Raw genomic sequence first — 18,174 nt, 5'->3', positions numbered from 1 at the left:
GATCACAGCTGATCCCACTCAAAACGGCTGTATGTCTCGTTTCAGCTCAAGTCCGCTCTCTCGGAGTGCCAGCATCTGGGCGAGGCTCTCGTCGGTTATCACCCCAACGATTTCATCCTCTCGTTCGACGAATACGAACGACGCACCCCGCTGGCCGAGCATAGTGACGGCATCGAACGCCGGAGTCATTGCCTCGATCGTGGGGAAGTCCCGCGATGTTATGTCGCCGATGGTGATCGATTCCCGGTCGCGCTGACGTGCGCTTGGGACGTCAGAAAGTGTAACGGCACCCACTACGAGTCCGCCCTCTGTCACGAGGTAGGAGGTCTTGCGATCCATGAGCATCCGATCAGCGAACTCCCCGATCGTGGTGTCGGCCTCAATCCGTGGGAGGTCGGTGACGGCTAGGTCGCTGGCGGTGAACCCCTCAAGCAAGTCGGCGAGCGTAGAGATTCGCGACTCGCCCTTGGCAGCCATGTAAATGAACAGCGCCAACAGGATCAGCATGAAGTTCGAGAACACGCCGACAATCGCGAACAGGACGGCGAACCAGACGCCAACCCGGGCCGCCGTGCGTGTCGCTTTGGCATGGGGTTGCGAGCGCGCGAGGAGCGCCCGGAGGACCCGACCACCGTCCATTGGGAACGCCGGGATGAGATTGAAAACCACAAGCGTCATGTTGACGACCGCCAGCCAGCCCAGGACGAACAGAACCACCGAGTTGGAGATGGGAACTACAGCCACTACCGCATATCCTCCCAATCCCACGAGGAGGCTTACGAATGGGCCGGCGATGGCGATCCAGAACTCGCGGTTCCATTCCTTGGGAAAGCTGGAGAGCGCAGCCAACCCCCCAAGAATCCACAACGTGATCGATTCGATCTCGATGTCGTAGTGCATTGCGACCCAAGCATGTCCGAGTTCGTGAAGGAGGACGCTCACGAACAGGCCGATCGCCGCTGCAAAGCCAACGATCCAGGGTGTAAGGCCCTGGTGGAGGGCAGGGACGTCCACCGGCTGTGAGGCGATGTTGTTGATAATACTCGCGTAGATATCGATCTGTGTCCCGCTCCCGATTAGGTATGCCAGTAACGGGATGAAAACGAGTAATGAGATGTTGATACGAATCGGAATTCCCCAAATGGTCGCAACGCGGTAGTTCCACATGGTTCTATCACTATCTGGCCATTGGTTTAGATTTTTGGCTATGATGGAATTCTCGCCGAACAGGATGGCATCGACGAGGCCGAAGTTGAGGCATGGATCGATAATCACCACGAGCGGGGTGAGGCGAGCAAGTATTTCTTCAACTTCAACCGGTGCCTGTTCGTGGCCGAAAAGCCGTTGAAGGGACCTAATCAGGATCCACTTGGGGTCGTTAGATACTCCGCTCCACACCGTTGCCACGCTGAATATGCGCGCTACATTCAGCATGCTCGCTGAAACCTCTCCGACAGCCGTCAGAACAACCCCACCAATTGCTATCAGAAGATACGTGCTCTTAATTGGGCTCGGGTGCTCGCAGCGCTAAGAGGACACCGATGAAGGCGACCCCACCGGCGACGAGGAACGCCGAGCCGTAGCCTGCACGGTCGATAATGGTGCCGGCGGCGATGGGTGCAACAAACGCACCCAACAGGCCAACGCTCGTCAGCAACGAAACAGCTGTGGTCCGCACCGCCGGCGGGACGAGTTCGGCGATGTACGAAAAGAGCAGTCCGGTAACGAGCTGGATGGCGAAGCCGACGACGACCACCGCCCCGACGACGAGCCCAAGCTGCGAGACAAACGCGAAGGCGACGACGGCGGGTGTGGCGACTACGAACGACGATACTACAATGGGGCGACGTTTCCCGCCGAAAATTCGATCAGAGACGACACCGCTGCTTGACCGTCCAATCGCTCCAATTGCCGGGAACAGCGCGGTCAGTAGGCCGCTCGCCGCCAGCGAGATGCCGAACCCATTGACAAGGTAGCTCGGCAACCACGTGTTGATAAAGAGATACAGTGAGTAGGCGAGAAAGCAGAGCACACAAACGATCCAGACCGCCTGACTGGTGAACAATTCGTGCAGCGCTGTGCGATCCGGCGCAGACGCAGCAACACCGGGAACGTGGTGACGGGTCGCGAGCAAGAGAATAGTGACGCCGACGACGCCCATGGCAGCATACAGTGGGAGGATCGCAGGCCACCCGGCAACGTTTGCGATAAGGGGACTGCCGAACTGGCCGAGCGCGAATCCAACGGGTGCGCTTGCGGTAAACACGCCGACTACAGTTGCCCGATGTTGAGGAGCAACGGCGCTTCCGACGACGTTCGCACCCGCGTTCCAGAAGATAACGTACGCGATCCCGCCGAGCACGCGCGAGACGAGCAAAGAAAGATACGCGCCGGCGGTGGCCGCGTACCAGCCCCAGACACCCGCGACAACGAGTGCGACGGTGCCGAAGATAATCACCCGCCGCACCGAAAAGCGGTCGATGGCGATGCCAGCGGGGACGCTGGTGACGACCGCAGTCGCGTACATAATGCTGACGAGCCAACCTGCCGTGCTCGCCTTGAGCTCAAGTGATTCTTGAATCACCGGTAAGACGCTCGCCGGGGCGATCTCATAGGCTGCGGCCGCTGTCGAAATCAAGAAAAAACCGATGAGCAGACCTAGCGTCTCGCGTTGAGAACCTCCTGTGGATGGTCGGTCACTCACAGTCTGTGTATCCGGTTCTCGGAGCACTCTCAAACCCTTTCTGTTTCATCATGAAGACAAAAAATTTGAAGAGCCATGCGGCAAACCCCGCCTTGCCAACCTGTGTTGGGGGAGATTTGCGCTAGGGTTTACTGGAGTGACCGTTGTTCACCGTATTTCATCCCGACCCAGAACGCAACTGCCTCGAAGATCGCCATCGACGGGAGCACTATCAGAAGGATCGTCTGAAGGGTCATGACGCCGCTTTCAGCCAGGCCACCGACGCCAAGGATGATGATTGCGACCAGAACTAGTGACCTTCGACGGAGAACTTCTTGATCACGGTGGTACTGCGCCAGAAGAATTGATTGAGTAACGCACTTTCTGAGTGAAATGGGAGTCACTCACTCCGGTCGAATGACCGTCGGTCTGCAAGGGAGCCGAAATCACCCCAAAGTGTGATTAAGCTTTAAATATTATCATGGATATGGTTTTGACCGATATGGGTTCACTTACCACGGCACGGCGGTTGCAATTGGCAACGAAAACGCGTCGACAATCAGAGAGGGTATCGTAAAATGCTTCCCGTGTTGTGGCTCATGGGCTTTCCATCGCCCGTTATCGAATTCTTCATTCTCGGAGTCGCCATCTTCCTCGCGGGTGCACTGACGCTCGCCGCGAAAATCGAGGACGTCGAAGGAATCGAGGGAATGACCCTGTGCCAGCGCCGACGTGAACGCGAGCGTGAGGCTGACCCCACCGTGATGGAGGACTGACCTATGGAGTGGATCATCCTGCAATCATGGGGAGAGAACCTTGGCGTTCAGTACAGCTCGACCACCGCGATGATCTTTTTCGTCCTCTTCTCGCTGTTGATGCTCGGCATCGGCTTCGTCGCGAGTCGCTACATGGAAAGCGAGGAGGACTACTACGTGGCGGGACGGAGTGCCGGAATCCTCGTCATCGCCTTATCCATCTTTGCGTCGACACAGAGCGGCTGGGGGATCGTTGGCCTCTCCGGCACTGTCTACCTCATCGGCACCGAATTCATGATGTGGGCGACAACGGTCATCATCTTCTCGTTCGTCATCTCCTACTGGCTGGTCGGCCGGAAGATGCGCGTCCTCGGTGCTACGATCAACGCGATCACGGTGCCCGATGCAATGTACCACCGATTCGAAGATGAACGCGTTCGGTTACTCGGCACCATCGCCGTCTTCCTCGGGTCGATGGGGTATCTCGCAGCCCAATACGCAGCATTAGGAATCATCATGGCTGTCATCTTCCCGATCAACTTCATCACCGGACTGGTCATCGGCCTTCTCATCGTCGGTATCTACACGGTCGTCGGGGGTATCCTCGCGGCGATCTGGTCCGATGCGATTCAGGGTGCGATTATGGCGTTATCCGGTGTGTTGACGTTCTTCTTCATCGTCACCTCCAACCCAGGCGGCGTCGGAGCGATGATTAGCACCGTTCAGACCGACTACCCACAGTACTTTCAGTTCACGTTGCTTGGGCAGGACGGACTCGCACCCATCGGGTTGTTACTGTCCATCCTCATCATCAATCTCACACACGCCGGGCAACCCCACGCAATCACGAAGTTCTACATGATTCGGCGTGTCTCGCTTCTGAAGTGGGGCGCATTCATCTCCGGCGCGGCATATCTCATGACGACGCTGTTCTGGTGGGCTGGGCCGTACGTCCGGGCCGCCGTCGCGCGCGGCGACATCCAGAGCTTCGACAACCCGGATCTAGTACTACCGCTCGCACTCATCAACTTCGCACCAGACATGGTGACGGCGTTCGTCCTCACGGGCATCGTCGCCGCGATCATGTCCACGAGCAACGCATTCCTCAACGTCGGTGCGTCGGCCATTACGCACGATTTCATGAAGGAGCACAGGGAGACCCAGATGACGAACCAACAGGAGGTGCGCTACGGACGGATCGCAACCGCCGCGATTCTCATCATCGCGGGCGTGATTGCGGCGACGTTCCCTGGGCTCATCTTCGTGCTCGGTGCCGCTGGGTGGGCCATCTTCGCGACGGTCATCTTCCCAGGCGTCGCTCTCGCGTACAACTGGAAGGGAGCGACCACCGAGGGAATTCTCTGGGGCGGTGGTGTCGGTCTGGCGTTGACGCTCCTCTTGGCATATGGTGGCCAGTATCTCGACATCACCATTCCGATGGGCTTCCTCGGCGGTCAGGTCGCCCAGATCGTCGGTATTGTGGTGTTCGTCGTTGTCTCGCTGGTCACATCGACCGCGACCTACAGGGATCTGAAACCCGAAGTGAAGGCTGTCCTCGATACTGGACGGTTGAAAGGCGGTCGCCTTCCCCAGAGCGTCGCTGCCGACGGCGGTGAAGAACTGATCGACGAGTAATCCACTATCCCCAATCACCCATTCAATTCGATAATGAACGACACAACCGATTTCGCAATCCTACACGACGACGACCCGAACGACTACCAGTACGAGCACCTGTTCGAACCGACGAGCATCGGGAGCCTTGAGCTACGGAATCGCCTGATGATGACCGGGCATACCACGAACTATGCCCGGGGTACCGATATCACGGACACCTTCATCGACTACTACGTCGAACGTGGCGAGGGCGGAATTGGACTCATCGTCATGGCGTATCTCGCTAATCACCCCAACTCGGTGTCCGGCAGCGCCATCCACGGCTGGGACGACGACCTCGTCCCCCAGCTCCGGCGATTGACCGACGCCGTCCACGAGACGGGGGCGAAAATCATCTGTCAGAACCTCCACTACGGCCGCCAGATGACCAGCCTCGTCAGTGAGCGCCCCGTAGTGTCATCCTCAGACATTCCTGGGCCGGTGAACCGCGAAATGCCGCGACAGATGACCCACGAAGAGATTCGTGAGGTGGTCGAGGGGTACGCGACGACTGCTAGCGTCATCCAGCGTAGCGGGTTCGACGGCGTCGAGATTCACTCAGGGTACGGCGGCTACCTACTTTCCCAGTTTATCTCCCCGTATTCGAACGAGCGAACGGATGAGTATGGCGGGTCACTGGAGAACCGCCTCCGCATCGTCTATGAAACACTGGACGCCGTTCGCGACGAAGTCGGTGAGGAATTCATCGTCGGGCTGCAGGTCAACGCCACCGACGACGCTCCCCACGGCATGGGAGTCGAGGAATACGAAGAAGTCGCACGTCTGCTCGCGGCGACAGGACATGTGGATTACCTCGTCGTGAAGGCAGGAACATACGAGAAGCAGGATTACATCGTTCCGGATATGCAGCGCGAGCGTGCGCTGCTTGCCCCACTTGCCAAGCGCGTTCGTGCTGCCGTCAAAGCAGAGAATCCGGATGTGACCGTCGCCACGACTGGACGTATCACTGATCCACGTGAGGCGGATCAAATCCTCCAAGAGGGTGCTGCGGACCTCGTCTCGATGACGCGAGGGCACATTGCCGACCCCCATATCGCTCGGAAAGCACAGGAAGGGCGTCTCGACGAACTCATCGAGTGTATGGGATGCAATCAGGGCTGTATTCAGCGCATCTACGAGGGTGCTGCGTGCCGATGTGTACTGAATCCGGCGACAGGGTTCGAAGCCGATCTCGGTGTCGGAACACTCGCGGAAACCACTCATCCTAAGGACGTCCTCATCGTCGGTGGTGGCCCTGCCGGAATGAAGGCCGCTGAAGTGGCGGCCCGCGCTGGCCACCGGGTTACCCTCTGTGAACGAGACGAAACACTCGGTGGACAAGTGCGATTTGCCAAGGAAATACCGAAAAAAGCAGAGTTCGAGAAACCCGTGCTGTGGCTCCGCGAAGCGCTTGATCGTGAAGACATCGATGTCAGAACCGGCGTCAAAGTAACGACCGAGTACGTCGAACGTGAATCCCCGGACGTGGTGATCCTCGCCACTGGATCTTCGCAGCCGTCCTTTCCGCGTGGCTATCATGGCCTCGGCATTCGCGAGGAGGACGTGCCTGGCTGGGATGACGCCCGCGTATTGACGAGTACGCAGGTGCTGGCCGGATCGATCACGACTGAAACCGGATATGCAGATCCCGGTGACCACGTTCTTGTGATAGATGACGGCGAGCACCACTGGAAGGGTGTCGGCACCGCCAAGTTCCTTGCGGAAGAGGGCCGGACAGTGCAGTTCGCACAACCAGGTGGCGACCCCGGCGGCGACCTCACTGGGCCGACGAAGGCGAAACTCCACCGCGATGTCTTCTCCATGGATAACCCAATCGAGATGCACACCTTCGCGACCGTGGAGCGCATCGATTGGCCGACTGTCACGCTCCGCAAGCGCGGACAAGCCGTCGACCTCTCGAAGCTCGATAGTATCGTCCTTGCTGGCTTCCACCGTGCTGAGAATGGTCTTGAGACCGCGCTCTCAGACGTTGTTCCAGAGGTTCGCGTCGTTGGGGATGCGGTTGCTGCTCGAACCATCAAAGAAGCCATCCACGAGGGCGAACGTGCCGTTCGAGACCTCTAGCGATGGCATAGAAAGGAAATCGTGGCACTGTTTCTAGTCTGTATTCGAACGACTGCAGCCGTGGGCTAGTGATTGGCGTTTCCAGTCACCACTTCAAATGGAAGCATCATCTCATGATCTTCGTGCTCGAGGATACGGCAAATCCAGGGAAAAAGCCCAGTAAAGTCTCCGAAACGAGTGATAATTCCCACCATCTCGTTCGGATTCACTCGCATAACATCCTTCTCTCCTCGTTCATTCGGAGCGGGGGCGTCGGTACCATCTGGCCCCCGGCCAAGCCACATAATTTTGACTAATTGGAGATGGATCGGATGCGTGCGATGGGGTAAGGAGTTGGGAGAGAGACGCCCCAGTTTTACCCTGAGGAGGCTGTCATTCCCAGCGGCGAGTAATGGCTACCAAACCACCGATCACACAGAGCACCCCAAGCAGCGCTATCATCGGTGAATTGATATCTGGAAACGCTCCAGACCCAGGCAGGTCCGTTTTATCCGATGTTTGTGATGTCTCAGTTTTAGTATCGGTCGTCGTCATGTGAGTAGTTTTGGTCGACTGTTCTTCACTAGTTTCGGTCGGCTGCTCTTCACTGGTTTCGGTTGTCTTTGTGGGAGTACTTGACGTTCTCTCCCCACTGGAACCCGAATCAGTGTCGGTATTATTCGAGGTACCATCATTGGCGGTGGTGGTGGTATTCGTTTGTTTATCCGACGTTCCATCATCATCCGGATCACAATCGCCGGAATTCGTCGTTGTCGAGTTGACACAGCTATTTGTATCCGTGCCATTGTCCGTGGTGCAATTGTTTTCTGAATCCCTGTCAAGTGCGTACTTGGAATCACCACGATTCATACCGAGCTGCTTTTCTTCCTCGTTGATGCGGTCAGTATGAAGTGAAAATTCACTAACTGATTCCGTCGATTTTGTGTCTCCCGTATTCGCGATCGCTGCAACAGGAGCGACAAATGCTGCTGATAGAATTTGAAGAAGGATTACTAGGATTAAAACTTGCCGTAGATGTGGCCGGATTTGCCGGTCACGATTGAGAACTACTGTCCGAAGTATCGCTAAACAACTCATGATAACTCTACCGACCTCTTACGAATCCTCTAGTAGTCCACAAGGTTGCCCATGATGTGATAGGCCGACTGGCTGGCCCTTTACATACTTCGGTGATTTCGCTCGACAGAGAGGATTCAAGAGCCTGTCTATCCGTTACTACCTCCGATGGCTTGCGTTCTTGGAAGAGCTCGCCTCGCGTTCCTCGCTCTCTCTGTTCGTTTTCGTTGAGCATAGTCTCCTAGTTTTCTCTCACTCAGCTCTCTCTATTCAGTGTTTTGCCAATGGTAGAATTGGATATTCTATTTGACTAACGCCCAAATTTAGGTAGCGTTCTTTATTCCTCTTGCATCCGATATTCACTAGCCGATAAAATTTGAACCGACTCATCTTGGCCAAAGAGGCCACTCAGACAGGATTCCATCCCCCTGTTGATTGTGAACCTACCTTTTCCTTGGTAACCCACCAAGGCTGGGAATAGATGAATGGTTAAGACGATTCGGTAATCCACGTTTTGGTGGCATTTCAGGGGACGAGTACGGTTGAGGAGTTCCGGGACAGTGAGGACGTCACTGCCGAAACAGCCCTCGAAGACGATCGACTAGTCCACCTTCGACGGCAAAGACTGCATCCATCTCCTCGTCAGTGAGTTCGAAGTCGAAGACGTCGAGGTTCTCCTGCAAGTGCTCAGTATGTGAGGCTTTGGGGATCGCGATAACGTTCGGCTGCTGAAGCAACCATCGTATCGTGACCTGTGTGCCAGTCTTTCCGTACCGCTCGCCGATTGCGACGAGCGTCTCGTCATTCGCAACTCGGCCCTTAGCGAGCGGCGTATACGCAGTGAGACTTACGTCCTGCTCGATGCAGAACTCGAGCAATTCGTCTTGGCGATGATATGGATTGTACTTCACTTGGTTCGTGACGATTGGTGTCTCCGACGCCTCGATCGCGGCCTGCGTCTGCTCAACCGAGAAATTGCTGACACCGATATGCCGCACCTGATCACGCTCTTGCAATTCGTTCATCGCTTTGACGGTCTCTGCGATGGGAACGCGGTGACTCGGCGCATGAATCAACAACAAATCGACGTACGCCGTGTCAAGCCGATCGAGACTCGCGTCGACCGACGACCGCACGTTCTCGGAGGCCAAGTTACCACGATTGAGCTTTGTTGTCACGAAAATATCCGCACGGTCGACTTCAGCAGCGGCGATCCCCGCTCCGACGGCCTCTTCGTTGTCATACATCTGCGCGGTGTCCACGTGGCGGTAGCCTAACTCAAGTGCTTGCTCGACCGATGTACGGCATTCTCGACCCGTCATCGGGGCGGTTCCAAGGCCAAGTGCAGGGATGATGGCGTCGTCGACGGTCACAGATTCTGTTACAGGTGGCATAGCGCATGCACGACGTGCAAATACACGGGTGTTGGGGGCGTTCGAGTACCACCGTATGACGAACCTTCAGAGCCGACGAATCATCCCTCAACAGCGACTCCGACGTCGACGACCCCGAATAGCGGCAGGCTGCGATGACGAAATTCCTGAAGAAACCTTCACACTTTTCGGCGCCGAGCCCATACTATACCTCTAGTTGTACCGAATGGCCCTACGTGCCCAACATCGGCCTCTGAAATGTCTAAAATTATCATGTCGTCGAATCAGACCGTTCCGTCGTTGTGCTTCTCCAATGGACCTATGTGAGTTGTTACCGTACTCGACGTTATCCGACAGATGGGTCTCTTCGAGATTGAACTTTCACGCGACCTGTTTATCTCGCTCGGTGCCCCAGGACTGTTCTTCGTCGCCTTTCTCGAATTCTTTCTGCTCCCGATCCCGCCTGACCTCGTACTCATTCCGCTTGCGCTCGCGACCCCCGAGTTGGCATTTATGTATGCCGCTATCGCAACTGCGGGCTCTGTGACCGCTGGGCTGATCGGCTACTACATTGGTCAGAAAGGCGGCCGTCCTGTCCTTGAATCACGATTTACCGCTGACCGAATTGACCGTGCAGAAGCATACTTCGATAAGCATGGACTGGTCACCCTCGCCGTTGGTGCATTTGCCCCAATTCCTGAAGGCTACGAACTCCTTTCTGTGGCCTCGGGGGTGCTTGGACTCAGTCCACGGTCGTATCTCCTGGCGTCACTGCTCGGCCGTGGCGGAAAATACGCCCTTGAAGCTGTGTTGGTGCTTGCCCTGGGAGAGGCCATCCAGTCGTTAGGCGAGATAGAGCTGTACGCCATCACGGGCGCCATAACGATCCTCACGGCCGTCGCGTATTTATTCCGTCGGCGGTGGATACCTCTGACTAAGTGATCTCAACTTTGCATACCTCCAGTACCGGACACTCCTCACCGCCCAAGGACCCCGCCGTGATAATAGCACTTCCCGTGTTCCCCGACGGCCGGTTGGCGGCACCGCAGATTGTTTCAACCGCTTGGACGTACAGATACGACATTGGAATCGGGCCCATTCTTACTATTCGAAACGGCTGTTTTCCGTGGCGGTATTCGTCCACGTTCACCCAGGATCCGGGACTTTTCCGGTCTGACGGTGTATCCACGAATGCGACATCGATCTCATGCAGGTTGCACCGCCGTAACGGTTCGTTTGGCGGGGGTACGATGACCATAATTCAGAAACGGTCGAACCCATTTTTCACGGTTCATACCGATTGAGTCGGTCGAAGAGAGATGTCTGGAACCAACGACCTTGAGACCCCGTTCGCCCACGTCGCCCTCGAAGAGGTCGCGGCTGGGCCGATCGCCCCGACGGACTTCGCCGTCGCGTCCGATACGGGCCGCCGATACGTGACCGACCAGACCGGTGAAATCCGCGTGCTGACTGACGACGGGTTCGCACCGGAGCCGTTCTTAGACCTGCGTGATCGCGTGGTGGACCTTCTGGACGACGGCGATGAACGCGGGCTGGTCGGCCTGGCATTCCACCCATCGTTCGAGACCAATCGCACGTGCTATGTCAGATACAGCGCATCACCGCGACCGGGAACACCCGACGACTACGATCACACGTCAGTGCTCGCGGCGTTCGAGGTTTCTCCGGACGGCCTCACTGCGGATCTGGACTCAGAGCGCACGATCATGGAACTCCCTCAACCAGGGGTGACTCACAACGGCGGTCAGCTCGCGTTCGGCCCCGACGGTCATCTCTATCTCTCGATCGGTGACGGGGGCCACATGGGCGACACCGGCCTGGGACACGTGGAGGGCGGCAACGGCCAAGACATCGCCGACAACCTGCTGGGCAGCATCCTCCGCATTGACGTGGACGGGGGGACCGACGCCTACTCCATCCCCGAGGACAACCCGCTCGTCGAAAACGACGAGGGGTTCAAGGAGCAGTACGCCTGGGGGTTCCGGAACCCGTGGCGTATGTCGTTCGACTCGCGTGGACGGCTCTTCACTGGTGACGTCGGCCAGTCGTTGTTCGAGGAGGTAGACCTCGTTGAGAAGGGCGGGAACTACGGATGGAACATCAAGGAAGGGACCCACTGCTTCGACCCAGACGCCATGGAAGATCCACCGGAGGACTGCGCCGACGAGTCCCCACGAGGCGAACCACTCCTGGATCCCATCGTCGAGTACCCTCACGAACGGGACGGCGAGCCCATTGGCTGTGCAGTCATCGGCGGCTTCGTTTACGAGGGTAACGCTATTCAGGACCTCGTGGGGGCCTACGTCTTCGGCGACGTCTCACGGCGATACGACGAGCCGGCAGGGCGGCTGTTCGTCGCGATCCCACCCGACGGTGACGGCGGATGGACCCATCGATCGATCGGGATCGAGGGAACCGACGACAATCACCTCGATGGCTACCTCTACACCCTCGGCCGCGACAGCGACGGTGAACTCTACGCCCTCACCTGCTCGCACCTCGAGCCAGGGCGGTCGCGCCGCGGCCACGTCTATCAGATCATTCCATCGCGCCATGCCTAAGACAGACGGGGGCCCACGGATCCGAGTGGTCGTGAATCGTCGAACTGCGATTGACAGCCTCGCTCGGCGCCGTCCCGGGCGTGCCGCTGTGAGAAGCGATCGACAGTCCCTCGGTGTCAACGCAAGCCGAGCGGCCACCCCGGGTAACAACCTTGATCCCTGTCGAGAGGACAATTATTCTCTGTATTCGGCACCTGCTCACTAAGCTCCTAATTACGGTGATAGCAACTGGGCGTCAACTACGCGGCTGGAGATTTCGGAGGATTCGAGATTCAACGTCCTGCAAGATACGCGCCCTCTATTCAGAACACCCAGCGAAACCCATCACCACTTGAGAATTTCAACAAGGTCTACTTACAGCGAATCAGATCTGACTTCGGCTACCTTCCACACCTTTCTTCATAGCAGGAGTGTGAGACGTCCGATAACGAATGCCGTCGCTGAGAGATACATACTATATTTCAGAAGCGACTGGCCACCCGTCGGATCGGTATAGCTCAGATATCCAGCGTAGAGCGTTACTAGAATCGCTGGCGTGACTATCACGAGGTAAGCCACTCCAAATGTCCCAAGCAAGTATGGAGCCGGACTGGCGGCCACTGCTACGAATAACACGACTGTCGCGATGATTAGTGCTGGTTGCTTGCCAATCGCGATTGGCAGTGTATTCAAGCCCTCTTCGCGATCGCCTGCGAGATCTTCGACGTCCTTGGTGACTTCCCGAGCGAACGTCGAGAGTGCTGCTAGGAGGAACAGCACGATTACTGGCGCACTCAACTGGCCAACTGCGGCAGCGCCAAACAGGAATGTACTCCCGCCAAGATACGAGTCGAGGACGTTGCCGACTCCAGGCAGTCCCTTAAAGAGCTTCGTGTACGTCATAAGCGCGAGCAGGTTCACCACTGCAATGGCCGTCGCCAGCGTCGGGAGCAGGAATGCAAACACCCCAGCGATAGCGAACAGAATGAGACTGAAGACAAGTACCGTTCGGGGGGTGAGCGCTCCGCGTGGGATTGGCCGCTCGGGTGCGTTGATCCGGTCGATATATCGGTCGAAGTAGTCGTTAATCGCCATCCCCGCGCCTGTCGCGAGAATCGTTGTGACGGTCGCTATCGCAACGGTACTGCCATTAGTGAGAATACCACTGCCGTCGGCAACGAACGCGCCAGTGAACGTGAGCACGCCGGAGGCGATAGCATTGCCTGGCGGGTGAGTTCGACGAGTCCACGAACACGCTCGGCAGGCGACGCGCCTCCGACTCTCGATGGCCGGGCAATAAACCGCACGAAGTACGCGCTACAACAGCCGAACACAGCATAGTGAACCGCTCTCCGACAACTTCAAGACAGTTATATTGACAAATCAGAGAACCAGTGTACAGTGGCTTAATCTGACTGCTGCATGGTTGTGAGAGTATGCCCCGGAACCTCGGCATCTAACAGCTCCGTCAAGCCTGCTGGTGCTCGGCAGTGGACTCGATTTCGCCGGTTCTCGTTTCGAAGCTGCCGCCGGGACGGTACGACGTAGGGAAAGTAGAGTCGGACAATCGACTTAATAGCGGTAAGAACGGTAATAGAACCGGCCGAGAACGATGACCAACACGCACACCCGACGACGGTTTCTCCGTTCAACTGGTCTCGTCTCTCTTTCCCTTCTTGCTCGATGCTCTCGAACCGCTGGTTCACCGTCTCCCGAACAGGGTTCCGACTCCGATGGATTCTCAAAGGAAACTCGAAAACGAGCGGAAACTCTCGGAAAGAAAGTTCGACAGTCGGTCGTGAAGATACTCGATGAGGACATGGTCGGTACAGGATGGGTCGCTGACGACGGCTACCTCCTCACCAACTCACACATCGTCCAAGATGCGACAACGTTCGATATCGAGACATTCGACGAGCGAACCGGGATTGCGACCCGCGTCGGGTTTCACCGTGACCTGCTCCCGGATATCGCGCTCCTGAAGACTGGCATCGAAACCCCGCTCCCACTTTCGACGGAAGTGACGGCGACCCTCTCGAAGGGCGACCCGCTGCTTTCGGTAGGGCACCCGGGGAAGGTCGGGGACTGGGTAATTGGTCTCGGGCGGTACGATTCCATCAACCCTAGAACGAACTGGCTATTGGCGGATATCCCAACGGGAGATGGCAGTAGCGGTTCGCCCTTACTGACGCTCGATGGTGGCGTCGTCGGATGTATCCACGGAACGACGCCGACCAAGAGCGAGATACACCGACTTGACCGGCCTGATTCAGTGTTCACTGCATATCCAGAGAAGCAGTCGTTGGCAACTGCGACGCCTGCGAGAACGATTACAAAGTGGCTGGCGAAATGGCAGTGAATCATCGACTGACGCGGTCTCAAACCCCTTATCGCTGATTCGCAGTCGCATAATCTCGTGAAGCCCTATCTAAAGCAAAATCGAACACAAGACATTGAGAGAGTGCTGTACAGGTTTAACCAGGTAGTTCGACTCGATCTGTTGTGGAGGTCGATTACGACGGACTCGGCGTCTGGATGTGTGAGAGGTACGCTGCGAGATCCGTCGTCGAAATCATCCCGATGACCCCCTCGACGTCGTCCACGACCGGCACATGGTGGAACCCGTGTTCGATCATGACGTCCGCGGTGTCGCGAATGGAATCCTGTGCTGACGCGGTGATCACGTCTGTCGACATATAGGTCTTGACGGGCGTCTCATCCTTCGGTCGACGTTCGGCGACGACTCTGACGAAATCGGTAGTGGTCAGTATTCCCTGGAGACGGTTGTCGGAATCAACGACGATCACCGAGCCGATATCGTTGGCGAGCATCATCTGTGCCGCCTCTTCAACGACCGTGGTTGGCGAAACGGTGTAGAGAGTGGTGGACATGAGCTGTCCGACGAAGACATCGTCCATGCCAAAGGTTTGCTTGGGATAACTATAAAAATTGTCGCTGTTCGGAATTGCTGCCTATGATTCGCCGACAACACGCTGCACTGGCAAGCCAAAAGGACTTTCGTACAGTTTGGATAGTTTATACATGGTCGCCCTCGGACAAGTACTGATTCTCATCATCGCATGCGGTGCGAGTTTCATTATAGCGTGGACTATTGGCGCTGGTTCGTCGGGATCTACCCCATTTGCTCCAGCTGTCGGAGTCCGTGTGATTTCGGTAATGCGGGCTGGCTTTTTTGTTGGTATTCTCGGATTCGTCGGATGGTTGGAACGCTTGTATCAGTACAGAGTGAACTACCCCGCCCTACGCGCTTCGCGCGGTGAGGACGGGGCTTCCTGCTTCCAAGACGCGCTTTGCAGGAACTACAGCAGTTCCCGTAGGGAGCGCAGTCTCCACAGGCGGTGATTCGGAGCATCCCACTCCTACTTTCTTTAGACCTCGAACGAGGATGTTATACGCCGCGTTCCCATCCCTATCCGCCGTGAAGCCACACGACGGACACGAATGTTCACGCACCCACAACGGCTTATCGGACGACACACCGCACGCCGAACATTCTTTGGTCGTCCCTCGGGGATTCACTGGAACGTAGTGCGTTCCTTCTCGTTCACACTTGTATTCGAGCATCCGCAGAAAAGTACCCCATGCGGCGGATGCTCGATTGCGCGAATTTGAATCGAACTGCATCATTCCAGCGACGTTCAGGTCTTCAACGGCCACGAGGTCGTACTCTTTCGCGTAGTAGTTCGACAACTTGTGCAAGAAGTCACGGCGCTTCCGGCGGAGGTCGGAGTGGCATTCCGCGACTCGCCGCCGTTGCTTCTCGTAGTTGTTCGAACCGTGTTGCTTCCGCGAGAGTTTTCGTTGCTCGCGTTCCAACCGCTCGCGTTCGTCCGAGAGGTCAACCGATTCGACGGCGGTTCCGTCAGTGTCGTGAGTGTACTTGAGAATCCCAACGTCGATACCCACCACGTCGGTGATTTCATCGGGTTTCTCAGGTGGTTCGCGGTCTACTTCGACGCCAAAGGTAGCGAACCATTCACCCGTCGGCTCTTTCTTGAGGGTGACTTGCTTGAGTTTGGCGTCGTCAGGAATGGCGCGGTGAAGCCGTATCGGGATATCCGCGAGTTTCGAGAGTGACAGCACGGTCTGACCGCCCTTCTTGTCGAGCTTGAAGCCAGATTGACTGTAGGTGAAACTGCGAAACTCCCGTGGCGGCTTCCACTTGAGTTGTCCGACGCCGTAGCCTTTCTCCTTGAGCTTCCCGAGCGACTTGATGTTTTCCTCAATCCGCATGACAGCAGTTTGCAGAACTGTCGAGTACACGTCCGAGAGACCACTCCACCAGTCTTTGAGGGCGGGGAGTTCATCGCGGATAGACCGAACGCGTTGGTTGAGGGTACCTGCGACCTCGGGGATTTGATTGAAGCGGTAGAGCGCGTGGTTGTAGACTTGCCTACAGATATCGCGGTGGCGGTCCAACTCCTCGCGGTGAGTGTCGGATGGCTCAAGACGATATTTGTAGGCGTAGTACATACTACTCGTTCTCTTCGATATGGTCGTCCAATTTCTCGCGGATGAACGACGAGAGGTTCAGATGGTGCTTTTGCACCCATTCGAGTTGGTCCTCTCGGATTGTGATTGTAGTTCGCTTCACCGTATATATAATATGCATTTATTATAAATTAAATATACGGATTACGTGGGCCTGTGAGCCTGCAATAGAACAGTGTACAAACAGATGATGACGGCGCTGTATCCCCTCCCTGCTCGCGCCTTCGGCGCTCCCTGAGGAAGGGGGCTTAGCGCCTGTAATTCAGCTAAAGATTGAAAAGAGCCGATCATGCACTGTTAATTCAACGTCGGTGATACACTGCCGAATTCCCGATTTTGGCACAGTGAGGTGAGGTACAATTATACTGTTCCACACGTTAGCACGACGCAAGGTATGTCATCAGCACTCAATTCACAAGTCGAAGAGTACCTCCATGAACTGTCAGACAAAGGGGTGCCACCGCTCTACCGATTGCCGTTACAGGATGCTCGTGAGACGTACCGTGATCTCTGCGTACCCGAGGAGCCACCAGACACGGTCGGTACCGTGACGGAGCGCACCGTGCCCGGTTCAGACGGTGACATCCCAGTTCGAGTCTATACACCCAAAGGCAACGGTCCATTCCCACCTCTCGTGTTTTTCCACGGAGGAGGGTGGATGCTTGGGGGACTCGATACGCACGACGCTCTCTGTCGAGCGCTCGTGAATGCGACAGAATGTGTTGTTATGGCCGTCGATTATCGCCGCGCACCCGAACACCGATTCCCGGCAGCGCTCGAAGACTGTTATGCTGCAACGCGTTGGATCGCGACCAACGCTGAGACGATTGGTGCCGAGTCCGACGCATTGGCCATTTGCGGGGACAGTTCCGGGGCAACCCTCGCTCTGGGCGTCGGTCTCCTCGCCCGCGATAGGGGCGGGCCGGCGATTGATTACCAAGTACTTGCCTATCCGCCGACGAATTTCGCCTTCGATACGGAATCCTACGAGGAGAACGCACAGGGCTACTTCCTGACGCGAAAAGACTTAGAACGTTTCTGGAACGGATACCTCCGGAGTGAATTGGACGGAGCTCATCCGTACGCGTCACCGCTCTGTGCGGAGAACTTGAGCGGGTTACCGTCCTCACTTGTCTTGACGTGCGGGTTCGACCCGCTCCGTGACGACGGACAGGCACTTGTAGACCGACTGTCGGAGGCGAGAGTCCCGACCCACCACATTCACGATGACGATATGATTCATGGATTCCTGACGATGCTCGCTGACCCGGAACTGAACCGAGCCCGTGAAGCCATCAACGAGATTGGTAGTGAGGTACGTAACGAACTCACTTGAAATCAAAACTTGTCGAAATAGAGCGAGGAGCCATCGGTCGTTTGGGCTTGAATGTACCGTGCTCCACTTGAGAAAGGCAGGTGCCGATTCTGAGGTCATGACCATTCCATCTGTAACGGAGGAGTAGGCTGTGATGCTCTAGGTGGTAGGCCTAGCC

15 protein-coding genes and 2 pseudogenes are annotated in these 18,174 nt (G+C 56.6%); 8 read left to right on the top strand and 9 right to left on the bottom strand.

The features are described from left to right. Positions 1–18: 18 nt before the first annotated feature. The 3 genes from LIW51_RS26630 to LIW51_RS40105 form a co-directional block, all read right to left on the bottom strand. The gene (locus tag LIW51_RS26630; protein WP_227378468.1) at positions 19–1,167 is read right to left on the bottom strand and encodes a site-2 protease family protein; all 1,149 of its coding nucleotides are present in this window, start codon (positions 1,165–1,167) and stop codon (positions 19–21) included. A 334-nt stretch (positions 1,168–1,501) separates the two neighbouring features. Beyond that, positions 1,502–2,704 (bottom strand): MFS transporter, encoded by a 1,203-nt coding sequence (locus tag LIW51_RS26625; RefSeq protein WP_227379013.1) that lies wholly within the window; start codon positions 2,702–2,704, stop codon positions 1,502–1,504. A 128-nt stretch (positions 2,705–2,832) separates the two neighbouring features. Beyond that, complete coding sequence (locus LIW51_RS40105) at positions 2,833–2,940, bottom strand: DUF7333 family protein (protein ID WP_438267414.1); 108 nt, start codon at positions 2,938–2,940, stop codon at positions 2,833–2,835. 321 nt (positions 2,941–3,261) lie between these two features. Here LIW51_RS40105 and LIW51_RS26620 point away from each other — a divergent pair, with 321 nt between their 5' ends. The 3 genes from LIW51_RS26620 to LIW51_RS26610 are packed head-to-tail and all read left to right on the top strand — an operon-like array spanning position 3,262 to position 7,179. Further along, positions 3,262–3,459, top strand: a complete 198-nt coding sequence (locus LIW51_RS26620; protein WP_227378467.1) for a hypothetical protein — start codon at positions 3,262–3,264, stop codon at positions 3,457–3,459. A gap of 3 nt (positions 3,460–3,462) precedes the next feature. After that, positions 3,463–5,073: a sodium:solute symporter family transporter gene (locus LIW51_RS26615; RefSeq protein ID WP_227378466.1), complete on the top strand. Its 1,611-nt coding sequence runs from the start codon at positions 3,463–3,465 to the stop codon at positions 5,071–5,073. A gap of 33 nt (positions 5,074–5,106) precedes the next feature. After that, on the top strand, positions 5,107–7,179 hold the full coding sequence (locus LIW51_RS26610) for an oxidoreductase (RefSeq protein WP_227378465.1): 2,073 nt from the start codon (positions 5,107–5,109) through the stop codon (positions 7,177–7,179). A gap of 65 nt (positions 7,180–7,244) precedes the next feature. Here the strand turns inward: LIW51_RS26610 and LIW51_RS26605 are convergent, their stop codons facing one another. The 3 genes from LIW51_RS26605 to LIW51_RS26595 form a co-directional block, all read right to left on the bottom strand. Beyond that, a complete protein-coding gene (locus LIW51_RS26605; RefSeq protein ID WP_255767562.1) occupies positions 7,245–7,463 on the bottom strand; it encodes a multicopper oxidase domain-containing protein in 219 nt (72 codons plus the stop codon). Positions 7,464–7,551: 88 nt separating this feature from the next. Continuing rightward, entirely contained in the window at positions 7,552–8,256 is a 705-nt protein-coding gene (locus tag LIW51_RS26600) for an MSCRAMM family adhesin SdrC (protein WP_227378464.1), read from the bottom strand. Between the two features lie 548 nt (positions 8,257–8,804). Then, on the bottom strand, positions 8,805–9,629 hold the full coding sequence (locus LIW51_RS26595; protein WP_227378463.1) for an aldo/keto reductase: 825 nt from the start codon (positions 9,627–9,629) through the stop codon (positions 8,805–8,807). 336 nt (positions 9,630–9,965) lie between these two features. Here LIW51_RS26595 and LIW51_RS26590 point away from each other — a divergent pair, with 336 nt between their 5' ends. Beyond that, a complete protein-coding gene (locus tag LIW51_RS26590; RefSeq protein WP_227378462.1) occupies positions 9,966–10,550 on the top strand; it encodes a YqaA family protein in 585 nt (194 codons plus the stop codon). A 377-nt stretch (positions 10,551–10,927) separates the two neighbouring features. Beyond that, positions 10,928–12,190 (top strand): PQQ-dependent sugar dehydrogenase, encoded by a 1,263-nt coding sequence (locus LIW51_RS26585; protein ID WP_227378461.1) that lies wholly within the window; start codon positions 10,928–10,930, stop codon positions 12,188–12,190. A gap of 399 nt (positions 12,191–12,589) precedes the next feature. On the opposite strand, the pseudogene LIW51_RS26580 reads toward LIW51_RS26585, so the two are convergent. Then, positions 12,590–13,467, bottom strand: a pseudogene (locus LIW51_RS26580) (geranylgeranylglycerol-phosphate geranylgeranyltransferase). A gap of 314 nt (positions 13,468–13,781) precedes the next feature. Here LIW51_RS26580 and LIW51_RS26575 point away from each other — a divergent pair. Beyond that, complete coding sequence (locus LIW51_RS26575; protein ID WP_227378460.1) at positions 13,782–14,528, top strand: S1 family peptidase; 747 nt, start codon at positions 13,782–13,784, stop codon at positions 14,526–14,528. Positions 14,529–14,682: 154 nt separating this feature from the next. Here the strand turns inward: LIW51_RS26575 and LIW51_RS26570 are convergent, their stop codons facing one another. Continuing rightward, the gene (locus LIW51_RS26570; protein ID WP_227378459.1) at positions 14,683–15,087 is read right to left on the bottom strand and encodes a CBS domain-containing protein; all 405 of its coding nucleotides are present in this window, start codon (positions 15,085–15,087) and stop codon (positions 14,683–14,685) included. Between the two features lie 124 nt (positions 15,088–15,211). On the opposite strand from LIW51_RS26570, the pseudogene LIW51_RS26565 reads away from it, so the two are divergent. Beyond that, positions 15,212–15,388 (top strand): annotated as a pseudogene (locus tag LIW51_RS26565) (inorganic phosphate transporter); the annotation flags it as partial. Between the two features lie 42 nt (positions 15,389–15,430). Here the strand turns inward: LIW51_RS26565 and LIW51_RS26560 are convergent. After that, positions 15,431–16,663, bottom strand: coding sequence for an RNA-guided endonuclease InsQ/TnpB family protein (locus LIW51_RS26560; protein ID WP_227378458.1), 1,233 nt, complete (start codon positions 16,661–16,663; stop codon positions 15,431–15,433). 412 nt (positions 16,664–17,075) lie between these two features. Here LIW51_RS26560 and lipP1 point away from each other — a divergent pair, with 412 nt between their 5' ends. Continuing rightward, complete coding sequence (gene lipP1, locus LIW51_RS26555) at positions 17,076–18,017, top strand: LipP1 family hormone-sensitive lipase (RefSeq protein WP_227378457.1); 942 nt, start codon at positions 17,076–17,078, stop codon at positions 18,015–18,017. Positions 18,018–18,174 lie beyond the last annotated feature (157 nt).

The organism is Haladaptatus halobius (assembly GCF_020618475.1).
GTDB lineage: Archaea > Halobacteriota > Halobacteria > Halobacteriales > Haladaptataceae > Haladaptatus > Haladaptatus halobius.
The sequence above is the reverse complement of the archived record's forward strand: the minus strand, read 5'-3'. Positions and strand labels throughout refer to the sequence as shown.

Coding starts and splice junctions, on each gene's coding strand:
- LIW51_RS26630 (WP_227378468.1), bottom strand. CDS start 1,167: ATGTGGAACTACCGCGTTGCGACCATTTGGGGAATTCCGATTCGTATC.
- LIW51_RS40105 (WP_438267414.1), bottom strand. CDS start 2,940: ATGACCCTTCAGACGATCCTTCTGATAGTGCTCCCGTCGATGGCGATC.
- LIW51_RS26620 (WP_227378467.1), top strand. CDS start 3,262: ATGCTTCCCGTGTTGTGGCTCATGGGCTTTCCATCGCCCGTTATCGAA.
- LIW51_RS26615 (WP_227378466.1), top strand. CDS start 3,463: ATGGAGTGGATCATCCTGCAATCATGGGGAGAGAACCTTGGCGTTCAG.
- LIW51_RS26610 (WP_227378465.1), top strand. CDS start 5,107: ATGAACGACACAACCGATTTCGCAATCCTACACGACGACGACCCGAAC.
- LIW51_RS26605 (WP_255767562.1), bottom strand. CDS start 7,463: ATGTGGCTTGGCCGGGGGCCAGATGGTACCGACGCCCCCGCTCCGAAT.
- LIW51_RS26600 (WP_227378464.1), bottom strand. CDS start 8,256: ATGAGTTGTTTAGCGATACTTCGGACAGTAGTTCTCAATCGTGACCGG.
- LIW51_RS26595 (WP_227378463.1), bottom strand. CDS start 9,629: ATGCCACCTGTAACAGAATCTGTGACCGTCGACGACGCCATCATCCCT.
- LIW51_RS26590 (WP_227378462.1), top strand. CDS start 9,966: ATGGGTCTCTTCGAGATTGAACTTTCACGCGACCTGTTTATCTCGCTC.
- LIW51_RS26585 (WP_227378461.1), top strand. CDS start 10,928: ATGTCTGGAACCAACGACCTTGAGACCCCGTTCGCCCACGTCGCCCTC.
- LIW51_RS26575 (WP_227378460.1), top strand. CDS start 13,782: ATGACCAACACGCACACCCGACGACGGTTTCTCCGTTCAACTGGTCTC.
- LIW51_RS26570 (WP_227378459.1), bottom strand. CDS start 15,087: ATGGACGATGTCTTCGTCGGACAGCTCATGTCCACCACTCTCTACACC.
- LIW51_RS26560 (WP_227378458.1), bottom strand. CDS start 16,663: ATGTACTACGCCTACAAATATCGTCTTGAGCCATCCGACACTCACCGC.
- lipP1 (WP_227378457.1), top strand. CDS start 17,076: ATGTCATCAGCACTCAATTCACAAGTCGAAGAGTACCTCCATGAACTG.